Source organism: Pseudomonas sp. EB271-G4-1, from assembly GCF_058791355.1.
Genome location: NZ_JBYTEO010000111.1, coordinates 1 through 11,133, shown reverse-complemented (window position 1 = coordinate 11,133; position 11,133 = coordinate 1). Strand labels below are relative to the sequence as shown.

Below are 11,133 nucleotides of genomic sequence, written 5' to 3'. Positions count from 1 at the left end.
AGCATGCTCCGGGCGGCGTTCCGACGAAAAACCTGAGAGCACCACGGGGTGTCAGGCTTCCCGCGTCATCGTTGACCTCCATCGTCGGAACGCCGCCCGGAGCATGCTCGCTCCTACGGGCTTCTCCAAGTGACTCGCCGTAAGGGCGAAACCCTAAGTGGCCGTTACCGCAGCAACGGATATACCTCCAATCCAAACATTCAATCAAACCAGATATTTACGAAACCATCCCAGCGTCCGCTCCCAGGCCAGCTTCGCCGCCGCCTCGTCATAACGCGGCGTGGAGTCGTTGTGAAAGCCATGGTTGGCGCCGGGATAGATATAGGCTTCATAGGTCTTGCCGCCGGCCTTCAGCGCCTGCTCATAGGCGGGCCAGCCTTCGTTGATGCGCGTATCCAGTTCACCATAGTGCAGCATCACCGGCGCCTTGATCCGGGGCACATCCTTGGCGTGCGGTTGCCGGCCGTAGAACGACACGGCGGCGCCCAGTTCCGGGTAAGCCACGGCTGCCGCATTGGTGACGCCACCGCCATAACAGAACCCGGTGATGCCGACTTTTCCACTGGCGTCGGGATGCTTCATCATCCACTCGACGGCGGCGAAGAAGTCATTCATGAGCTTTTGCGGGTCGACCTTTTCCTGAAGTGCACGGCCCTTGTCGTCGTTGCCGGGGTAACCGCCGACCGAACTCAGGCCATCCGGGGCGAGGGCGATGAAACCGGCCTTGGCCAAGCGCCGCGCGACGTCCTCGATATAAGGGTTGAGCCCGCGGTTTTCATGGACGACCACCACCGCCGCGACCTTGCCGGCGGCTTTTGCCGGACGCACCAGATAGGCGCGCACCTGCCCGTTGCCCTTGGGAGAGGGGTAGGTGACGTACTCGGCGATGATGTCCGGGTCGGTGAATTCGACCTGTTCGGCAAGGGCGTAATCCGGGCTCAGGGACGCCAGCAGCGCACCAGCGGTCAAGCCACCCAGGGTGAACAGCGCGGCGCGGTCGAGAAATTCGCGCCGGTTGATCAGGCCATGGGCGTAGTAGTCGTAGAGTTCCAGCAGTTGCGGGGAAAAGTCTTTTGCAGTGAGACGGGGCATCGGTGCGCTTCCTCTTCGGCGGATTGATGGTTCTTGCAGCGACATGCCCTGTGGTCAACCGAGGCACTGCGCCCCGGCTTTCGCCACTTGTGCATCCTGCTCGGCCTTGACCCCGGACACCCCGACCGCGCCGATCACCTGGCCGTCGACCATGATCGGCACCCCGCCTTCGAGGGAGGTCAGCAGCGGGGCCGACAGAAAGGCCGTACGCCCACCGTTGACCATCTCTTCATAGCCTTTGGATTCACGCCGCCCCAGGGCCGAGGTGCGGGCTTTTTCCGTGGCGATGTAGGCGCTGATGGGCGGCGCGCCATCAAGGCGTTCGAGGGCCAGGGGATGTCCTCCGTCATCGACCACGACAATGGTCACCGGCCATTGGTTGGCCTGGGCTTCGGTGCGCGCGGCAGCGAGGATCCGGCTGATTTCGACCTGGCTCAGGACGGCTTTGCGGTTCATGGGCGTTCTCCAGTGGGCGTTATTGGGACAAGGCGTCTTCGACCAGTTCGATCCAGTGCCGAACGGGGGTGCGACCCGCGCCGTCGAGGTGCGACTGGCAACCGATATTGGCGGTGACGATGACTTCGGGGTAGCCGCTTTCCAGGGCATTCAACTTGTTGTCGCGCAGCTGTCGGGCCAGTTCCGGTTGGGTCAGCGAATAGGTGCCCGCCGAACCGCAGCACAAATGGCTGTCTGGAACAGTGGTGAGGTTGAACCCCAGGCGGATCAGCAGCTTCTCCACCGCGCCGCCGAGTTTTTGCGCGTGCTGCAAGGTGCAGGGGCAATGGAACGCCACGCGGTGGGCGTTGTGGATGCCCAGTTGTTCCAACGGTTCGTCGCGCAATACTTCCACCAGGTCCCGGGCCAGCGCGCTGACCTTTTTCGCCTTGTCGGCATAGGCTGGATCGCGTTCGAGCAGGTGCCCGTAATCCTTGATAAAGGCACCGCAACCGCTGGCGGTTTGCACGATGGCCTCGGCGCCTTGTTCAATACCCGGCCACCAGGCGTCGATGTTGTGCCGGGCCCGATCGAGGCCAGCCGCCTGGGCGTCCAGGTGATAATCCACGGCACCGCAACACCCGGCCTCGCGGGCCGGCATGACGCTGATGCCCAGCCGGTCCAGTACCCTGGCGGCAGCCACGTTGGTATTGGGCGACAGTGCGGGCTGCACGCAACCTTCGAGCATCAATACCTGCCGGGCATGGCGGGTGGCGGGACGCTGCTTGGGCACCGGGAGGTTGCGCGGCAGTTTGCCCTGCAGCGTACCGGGCAGCAGCGCGCGCAGTGTCTGGCCACTGTTGACCAGGTGTTTGAACAGGTCCGGATGCGGCACCAGCTTGCGCAGTCCCTCGCGCAACAGGCGCTGGCCAATCGGACGCGGCACCGCTGCATCGACCACGGCGCGACCAATGTCCAGCAAATTATGGTAATCGACCCCCGAAGGGCAGGTGGTCTCGCAGTTGCGGCACGACAGACAGCGATCCAGGTGCAGTTGGGTCTTTGCCGTGACTTCGTTGCCTTCCAGCACCTGCTTGATCAGGTAGATGCGCCCGCGCGGGCCATCGAGCTCATCGCCGAGTAACTGATAGGTCGGGCAGGTAGCGTTGCAAAAACCGCAGTGCACGCAGGTGCGCAGGATGCTGTCGGCTTCTTCGGCGCGGGGCAATCGGCGGGCGCGTTCGCTCAAGGTGGTCTGCATGATTCATAACTCCGCGTACAGGCGTCCGGGGTTGAAGATGCGCTGGGGGTCGAGTTGCTGCTTGAGGCTCTGGTGGTAACGCAGCAGCGCGTCGGGCAGTGGCTGGAAGGGCGTGTCCGTGAGCCCGTGGCTATAGCAGGTGACGTGCCCGCCAGCCTCGGCGACGACCTGGCGAATGAACGTTGCCCGGGCATCGGACTTGAGCCAGCGCTGGGCGCCGCCCCAATCGATCAGTTGCCGACCGGGCAGGGACAGGCGCGGTGTGTTGTTGGGCACGGACAGGCGCCACAGTGGCTGGTCTTCATCGAAGAACGCCAGGCGCTGTTCGTTGAGATCGGCCCAATACGAAGCGTCGAGCACCTCGCCACCCAGGCGATCGTGGGCCGCCGCCACCGAGCCTTCGCCGCCCTCGAGCCGCAGGTGCAGGCACTCGCCATCATGACAGGCGGCGCTGATTGGCAGCGGTTGCTGGCCCCATTCCGCCAGGCGCAGCAAAGCTTGCTCGACGTTCATTTGCAGGCTGATGCTCAGGGCCTGCCGGGGCTTGGGCAGGACCTTGAGCGAGACCTCGGTGATCAGGCCCAAGGTGCCGTAACTGCCGGCCATCAGGCGCGACAGGTCGTAACCGGCGACGTTTTTCATGACCTCGCCACCGAAACGCAAATGCTTGCCCAGCCCGGTAATCACCCGCGTACCCAGCACGAAATCCCTCACCGACCCCGACCACGGCCGACGCGGCCCGGACAGCCCGCAAGCGATCATGCCGCCGACGGTGGCGTCATCGCCGAAGGCCGGCGGTTCGCAGGGCAACATCTGCTGCGCGGCGTCCAGCACGCTTGCCAGTTCCGTCAGCGGTGTGCCACAGCGCGCTGTGATCACCAGTTCTGTCGGGTCATAGCGGACAATGCCCCGGTGCGATCGTGTATCGAGTATTTCCCCCGCCGTCACGCGGCCCAGGAACGCCTTGCTGTTGGCGCCCTGAATCCGTAGCGGCGTGGCGTTGGCCAACGCCTGGTTGACCTGCTCCAGCAGCGCTGTGCTGTCATCGAGATCAGCAGGTGGGTGCATCAGAAACGCTCCAGGTCGGGGAAGGGCAGTTTTCCTGCGTGCACATGCATGGCACCAAACTCGGCGCAGCGGTGCAGGGTCGGTATGTTCTTGCCGGGATTGAGCAGTCCGCCGGGGTCGAAGGCCGCCTTGACCGCATGGAACAGGGTCAGCTCATCGCTGTTGAACTGCGCGCACATCTGATTGATCTTTTCCCGGCCTACGCCGTGTTCCCCGGTAATGCTGCCGCCGACTTTCACGCACAGCTCGAGGATCTTGCCGCCCAGGGCCTCGGCGCGATCCAGTTCGCCCGGTGTATTGGCATCGAACAGGATCAGCGGGTGCATGTTGCCGTCGCCGGCATGGAACACGTTGGCTACTCGCAGGCCGTATTCGGCCGAGAGTTCGGCGATGGCCTTGAGCACGCCCGGCAGTTCACGACGCGGGATGGTGCCGTCCATGCAGTAGTAATCCGGCGACAGGCGGCCCACCGCCGGAAAGGCGTTCTTGCGTCCGGCCCAGAAGCGCACGCGTTCGGCCTCATCCCGGGCCTGGCGCACTTCGGTGGCGCCGGCCTGCTCGAGCACCTGGCGCACGCGGTCGCAATCGTCACGCACGTCGGCTTCGACGCCGTCGAGTTCGCACAGCAGGATGGCCTCGGCCTCCACCGGGTAACCGGCGTGGATGAAGTCTTCGGCAGCGCGGATGGCCAGGTTGTCCATCATCTCCAGGCCGCCCGGGATGATGCCGGCGGCAATGATGTCGCCGACGGCGTGGCCGGCTTTCTCCACGGAGTCGAACGCGGCCAGCAGCACCTTCGCGGACTGCGGCTTGGGCAGCAACTTGACCGTGACTTCGGTGATCACCCCAAGCATGCCTTCGGAGCCGGTGAACAAGGCCAGCAGGTCAAGGCCGGGGGAATCCAGGGCGTCGGAGCCCAGGGTCAGTTGTTCGCCGTCGACGGTGAGGGTGTCGACCTTGAGCAGGTTATGCACGGTCAGGCCGTACTTGAGGCAATGCACGCCGCCGGCGTTTTCGGCGACGTTGCCGCCAATCGAGCAGGCGATCTGCGAGGACGGGTCGGGCGCGTAGTACAGGCCGAACGGCGCGGCGGCCTGGGAGATCGCCAGGTTGCGCACTCCCGGCTGCACCCTCGCGGTACGGGCGGCGGGGTCGATCTGCAGAATCTGGTTGAAGCGGGCCATCACCAGCAGCACGCCTTTTTCCAGGGGCAAGGCGCCGCCAGACAGGCCGGTACCGGCACCCCGGGCGACGACCGGTACCCGGCGTGCGTGACACAGGCGCAATACGCCCTGGACCTGGGTGATGTCCCGCGGCAGCACCACCAGCATCGGCGTGGTGCGGTAGGCGCTCAGCCCGTCGCATTCGTACGGCTTGAGTTCTTCCTGCTGGTGCAGGATTTCCAGGTCGGGCAACTGCGTGCGCAAGGCCTGCAACAGCGCGGCCTTGTCGACCTCTGGCAGAGCGCCATCAACGCGTTCATCGTAGAGAATATTCATAGTCGTTTTACGATACTCCGTTCATGAAAGCCCGGGCGATTGCCGTAATGCTGGGTCACTGTAGGAGCGAGCATGCTCGCGATGGTCGTCAACGATAACGCGTGTTTACTGACTAAACGCAGCGTACTTGAGTCCATCGCGAGCATGCTCGCTCCTACAGTGAACAGCATTTGGGTGATTGCCCGGGTTGTCCGATCAATGGCCGCCCACCACCATATTGCTGAACGGTGCGACATAGGCCTGCAACGTCACCAGGCCGCCGACCAGGATCGCCAGGACGATCGAGTGGAAAAACACATAGCGCAGGATTTCCCCTTCATGGCCATACCAGCGGGTGGCGGTGGAGGCAACGACGATCGACTGGGCGTCGACCATCTTGCCCATGACCCCGCCGGAACTGTTGGCGGCGGCCATCAACACCGGGCTGAGCCCCAGTTGCTCGGCGGTGACTTTTTGCAAGCCGCCGAACAGCACGTTGGACGCGGTGTCCGAGCCGGTCAGCGCCACGCCGAGCCAGCCGAGCAGGGTGCCGAACATCGGATAGAAAATCCCTGTCGCGGCAAAGGCCAGGCCCATGGTCGCGTCCAGCCCCGAGTAGCGGGTGAGGAAGCCCAGGGCGAGCATCGCGGTAATGGTGACCAGTGAGTAGCGCACCACCCACAGCGTGCGTAGGTACTGGTGAACCAGCTGCGGGATGGAGTAGCCCATCAACAGCCCGCCGAGAATCGCCGACAGCAGAATGCCGGTGCCAGTGCTGGTGAACCACGTGAACTTGTAGATCGCTTCTTCGGTTTTCGGTGCAGGCACCACGGGCGGAACCTTTTCGATCTGCTGGTGAATCGTAGTGAAAGTCAGGACCGGGGCGAAAATCGGGTTGGCCTCGCGCAGCGGTTTACCCTGGGGATCCAGTTTGGCCGCGCTGGTGGCCGGATCGATCGCCGGGCGGGTGTCGAACATGTTCTTGAAGCCTTGGGTACCCCAGGCGAAAACGAAGACCGTGAGGATGATCCACGGCATCCAGGCGCGCATTACCGCGGGCTTGGCATCGCTGGCAAAGGCTGCGCTGGCGATCGGCTTTTCGTCATGCTCCTCGGCGATGGCCGAGTTATCGACGCGCCCGGACAGGGCGGCGGAGGTATGCACGGTGGCCGGTTTCCACACTTTGAGGAAACCCGTCAGGCAGGCCATGGAAATCAGCGCGGCGATCACGTCCACCAGCATCGGCCCGTGATAGTTGGACACGATGAACTGCGGGACGGCAAAACTGACCCCGGTCACCAGGATCGCCGGCCAGATTTCCAGCATCTTGCGCCAGCCGGCGAAGGCCCAGATCAGCCAGAAAGGCACGATTACCGAGAAGAACGGCAGTTGCCGTCCGACCATCATCGACAGCTCCATTTCATCGAGCCCGGTGACTTTGGCCAGGGTGATGATCGGCGTACCCAGGGCCCCGAAGGCCACGGGCGCGGTATTGGCGATCAGCGCCAGGCCCGAAGCGGCCAGTGGTGAAAAGCCCAGGCCGATGAGGATCGCCCCGGTCACCGCCACCGGCGTACCGAACCCCGCTGCGCCTTCGAAAAAGGCGCCGAAACAGAAGGCGATCAGCAGCAATTGCAGACGGCGATCGTCGGTGATCCGCGCCAGGGAGTCCTGCAGCACTTTGAACGAGCCGTTCTCGGTGGTCAGCCGGTGCAGGAAAATGATGTTCAATACAATCCAGCCGATGGGCAACAAACCGTTGGCGGCGCCGTACAACGCGGCCGACCCCGCCATGCCGGCGGGCATGCCGAAGGCGAAAATCGCGATCACCAGGGCCGAGGCCAGGGCGAGCAGTGCCGCCAGGTGTGCCTTGACATGGAAGAAGGCCAGGGCTGCGAGCATCACCACCACCGGCACGGCTGCCATGAGGGTCGAAAGCACCGGGTTGTTGAACGGATCGTAGATTTGCTGCCAGACCATGTTCCACCTCTGCTTTTTTGTTGTTGGGAGTGCAGCCCCTTGGGGGGGAGGTGGCCTCTAGTATAGGTGCCATTGCGCCGCTGTCAGGGCGCGGTGGCCGTCGCCTCGATCAGCGCTTGGCAGGCGGCTGAGCTAGCATTGCCGATAGGTCGAAACCAACTGTGGGAGGGGAGCAGCAATGACTGAGCGCCATATCGAGCACAAGGAGACGCTTTCGAACGGATGCAGCATCAAGGTCAAGGCCGAGATACTGAAGGACGGCTCATTGGGAATGTTCATCGGTGTTTACCGGCCGGACGGCTCGGTCATTGACGAAAACCACGATCCAAAACCCCATATGCTGGACATGGAAGCAGCGATGGACTGGGGAATTGACATTGCCAAGGGTATCGGCAACAGCCAGAGAACCTTGTAACGCATGGCTGGGGATTGGCGATGCGATATTCGCGAGCAGGCTCGCTCCCACAGGGGAAATTCGATCAACTGTGGGAGCGAGCCTGCTCGCGAAGCGTTTGATTTTTAATGCTTGAACATCACATGCCGCACAACGGTGTAATCCTCCAGCCCATACATCGACATGTCCTTGCCATACCCCGACAACTTCTGCCCGCCATGGGGCATTTCGCTGACCAGCATGAAGTGCGTGTTGACCCAAGTGCAGCCGTACTGCAAGCGCGCCGACAGGCGATGCGCGCGGCCGACATCGGCGGTCCACACCGAGGACGCCAGGCCGTAGTCGGAATCGTTGGCCCAGCCCAGCACCTGTGCCTCGTCACTGAATTTGGTCACCGACACCACCGGCCCGAACACTTCGCGACGGACAATCTCGTCGTCCTGCTGCGCATCGGCCAGCACCGTTGGTTCGAAGAAGAAACCGTTGCCTTCCACGGCCTTGCCGCCGGTGACCAGGCGGATGTGCGGCTGTGCCACGGCGCGCTCGACGAAGCCGGCGACGCGGTCGCGGTGTTGCGCGGTGATCAGCGGGCCGAGTTCGGTCGATGGATCGTCCTGCAAGCCGTACTTGATGCTGCTCACGGCGGCGCCGAGCTTCTCGACGAATTTCTCGTAGATGCCTGCCTGGGCATAGATGCGGCAGGCGGCGGTGCAGTCTTGACCGGCGTTGTAGAAACCGAAGGTGCGAATGCCGTCGACCGCGGCGTCGATGTCGGCGTCGTCGAAGATGATCACCGGGGCCTTGCCGCCCAGTTCCATGTGCATGCGCTTGACGCTGTCGGCGGTGCCGGAAATGATGTTCGCGCCAGTGGCGATGGAACCTGTCAGCGACACCATGCGCACTTTCGGGTGGGTGACCAGCGGGCTGCCGACGGTGGGGCCGCGGCCGAAGACCAGGTTGAGCACGCCGGCCGGGAAAATTTCCGCTGCCAGTTGCGCCAGGCGCAACGCGGTCAACGGCGTCTGTTCCGAGGGCTTGAGCACCACGGTATTGCCGGCGGCCAGGGCCGGGGCGATTTTCCAGGCGACCATCATCAGCGGGTAGTTCCACGGCGCGATGGAGGCGATCACCCCGACCGGGTCGCGGCGGATCATCGAGGTGTGGCCGGGCAGGTATTCGCCGCCGGCCGAGCCGCTCATGCAACGGCTGGCGCCGGCGAAGAAACGGAACACGTCGGCAATCGCCGGGATCTCGTCGTTGAGCGCGGCGCTGTAGGGCTTGCCGCAGTTGTCCGATTCGAGCTTGGCCAGCTCTTCGCCGTGGGCCTCGATGGCGTCGGCGAGTTTGAGCAGCAGCAGCGAACGTTCCTTGGGCGGGGTCTGCGACCAGCTATCGAACGCGGCATCGGCGGCGCGCACGGCGGCATCGACCTGGGCTTCGCTGGCCTCGTTGATTTCCACCAGCACGCGCCCTAGCGCCGGGTTGAACACCGGTTGGGCGGGGCCTTCGCCGGTGAGCAGTTGGCCGTTGATCAAGAGTTGGGTTTGCATGACATCGTCCTCGTCAGAACTGTTGTTATTTCCCCTGAAGAAACCGATTCAAACTGTGGGAGCGGGCTTGCTCGCGAAGAGGCCATCACATTCAATATTGATGCTGGCTGATGCACCGCTTTCGCGAGCAAGCCCGCTCCCACATTGATTCGGTTTCCACAGTGGGTATTGGGTTGTCAGATCGCTGGTTTGTTTACCGCAGCACCGGAAAGCTCACCACCCTTGGCCAGCGGCTTGGAAAACTTCCACGCATCCCCCGCCGGCGCCGTGCCCTTGTCGTAGGGCTTGCCCAGCAGCATGTAGACCAGGCCCGCACCCATCACCACCAGCGTGGTCAGGATCATCGAATAGTTGATGTACCAGGCTGCATCCGGCGAGCGCGGCCAGACCATGTTGACGATGGCGCACACGCCATAGACCAGTGCGCCGAGGTTCACCCAGAGGCCCCAGGCCCCGAGGGTGAACTGGCCGTTCGGGCGCCAGCCCTTGGCGCGGGCGATCAACGCGGCAACCACGATCAACTGGAAGGCGACGTAGATGCCGATCGCAGCGAAACCGACGATCGTGGCCACCGCATCGGCCATGAACATCCCCAGGCAGACGATCGCTGCCGGCACCAGGCCGCTGACCAGCAGCGCGAACGACGGCACATGGTTGGCCGACAGGCGCTTGAACAGCGAACTGCCGACGATCATCTCGTCCCGGGCATAGGCGAACAACAGGCGGCTGGCGGCGGCTTGCAAGCTCAGCACGCAGGAGATGAACGACACCATCACCACTGCCATCACCAGGCGCGAACCGATCGGGCCGAAGGCATTGGCCAGGATCGTGGCGACCGGGTCGGTGTCTTCACCGGCCAGCACTTTGGCCATGTCCGGCACCGACAGGATCAACGCCAGGCACGCGAACATCGCTGCCGCACCGCCGATGTAGATGGTCATGCGCATGGCCTTGGGAATGCGCTTGCCCGGGTTCGGGGTTTCTTCCGCGACATCGCCGCAGGCTTCGAAGCCGTAGTACTGGAACAGGCCAGCCAGGGAGGCCGCAAGGAAGGCCGGCAGGTACGAGCCGTTTACCTCAAGATTGAAGGTGTCGAACAGCACGCTGATCGGTTGATGACGCTCGAAGATCAGCAGGTAGCCGCCGACCAGGATCGCGCCGACCAGTTCGCAGAGAAAGCCGAACATCGCTACCCGCGCCAGCAATTTGGTGCCCACCAGGTTCAGCGCGGTGGACAGCAGGATGATTGCCAGGGCGATAATGATGTTGGCATCCGGGCCGGGATTGAAGCCGAGCATGATCGCCAGGTACGGACCGGCACCCACCGCAACCCCGGCGATGGTTGCGCATAACGCCCAGGCATAGACCCAGCCGACCATCCACGCCCAGCGCTTGCCCACCAGGCGACGGGCCCAAGGGTAGACACCGCCGGAAATCGGGAACTGCGATACCACCTCGCCAAAAATCAGGCAGACCAGCATTTGCCCTGCACCGATCAGCAAGTAAGACCAGAACATCGGCGGGCCGCCGGCGGCCAGGCACAAGCCGAACAGGGTGTAGACCCCGACGACGGGTGACAGGTAGGTAAAGCCCAGGGAAAAGTTCTCCCACAGACTCATGCTGCGATTGAAATCCGAGCTGTAGCCGAGGGCGCGCAGTTGTTCCGCGTCCTGATCGGCGCTGCTTGCACGCGTGTTGGATGAGCCACTCATGTTATTTCCTCATTATCAATGGCAGTGGATTAGTGCTGGCGGGTTGACCCCGCCGTTGCTCCTGTGGAGCTTGTTGTTATCAGGTTGTCGCCGACCCTATGTGGGAGCGAGCCTGCTCGCGAAAGCGGCTTATCAGCCAACATCAATGTTGAAGGTGATGGCC

Annotated in this window: 9 protein-coding genes; 1 reads left to right on the top strand and 8 read right to left on the bottom strand. The window is 63.4% G+C overall.

The genetic code is table 11. The features are described from left to right. Nucleotides 1-204: 204 nt before the first annotated feature. The 6 genes from yghX to AC3WWR_RS30025 form a co-directional block, all read right to left on the bottom strand. Nucleotides 205-1,092, bottom strand: coding sequence for a YghX family hydrolase (yghX, locus tag AC3WWR_RS30050; RefSeq protein ID WP_492599302.1), 888 nt, complete (start codon nt 1,090-1,092; stop codon nt 205-207). A 54-nt stretch (nt 1,093-1,146) separates the two neighbouring features. Next, nucleotides 1,147-1,548, bottom strand: coding sequence for a heme-binding protein (locus tag AC3WWR_RS30045; protein WP_033044508.1), 402 nt, complete (start codon nt 1,546-1,548; stop codon nt 1,147-1,149). A gap of 19 nt (nt 1,549-1,567) precedes the next feature. After that, nucleotides 1,568-2,788: a glycolate oxidase subunit GlcF gene (glcF, locus tag AC3WWR_RS30040; protein ID WP_033044510.1), complete on the bottom strand. Its 1,221-nt coding sequence runs from the start codon at nt 2,786-2,788 to the stop codon at nt 1,568-1,570. A 3-nt stretch (nt 2,789-2,791) separates the two neighbouring features. Beyond that, nucleotides 2,792-3,856, bottom strand: a complete 1,065-nt coding sequence (gene glcE / locus AC3WWR_RS30035; RefSeq protein WP_083349286.1) for a glycolate oxidase subunit GlcE — start codon at nt 3,854-3,856, stop codon at nt 2,792-2,794. After that, complete coding sequence (glcD, locus tag AC3WWR_RS30030) at nt 3,856-5,355, bottom strand: glycolate oxidase subunit GlcD (protein ID WP_492599301.1); 1,500 nt, start codon at nt 5,353-5,355, stop codon at nt 3,856-3,858. Before glcD ends, glcE begins: the two co-directional genes overlap by 1 nt. Before the next feature lie 195 nt (nt 5,356-5,550). Continuing rightward, entirely contained in the window at nt 5,551-7,314 is a 1,764-nt protein-coding gene (locus AC3WWR_RS30025) for an L-lactate permease (protein ID WP_151142604.1), read from the bottom strand. Between the two features lie 178 nt (nt 7,315-7,492). Between AC3WWR_RS30025 and AC3WWR_RS30020 the strand changes: the two genes are divergently transcribed. Further along, the gene (locus tag AC3WWR_RS30020; protein ID WP_020801332.1) at nt 7,493-7,729 is read left to right on the top strand and encodes a hypothetical protein; all 237 of its coding nucleotides are present in this window, start codon (nt 7,493-7,495) and stop codon (nt 7,727-7,729) included. Between the two features lie 104 nt (nt 7,730-7,833). On the opposite strand, the gene AC3WWR_RS30015 is transcribed toward AC3WWR_RS30020, so the two are convergent. Together AC3WWR_RS30015 and AC3WWR_RS30010 are read right to left on the bottom strand one after the other, a co-directional pair. Continuing rightward, nucleotides 7,834-9,258 (bottom strand): gamma-aminobutyraldehyde dehydrogenase, encoded by a 1,425-nt coding sequence (locus tag AC3WWR_RS30015; RefSeq protein ID WP_083349285.1) that lies wholly within the window; start codon nt 9,256-9,258, stop codon nt 7,834-7,836. Between the two features lie 176 nt (nt 9,259-9,434). Next, a complete protein-coding gene (locus AC3WWR_RS30010; protein ID WP_083349284.1) occupies nt 9,435-10,970 on the bottom strand; it encodes an APC family permease in 1,536 nt (511 codons plus the stop codon). Between the last annotated feature and the right edge of the window lie 163 nt (nt 10,971-11,133).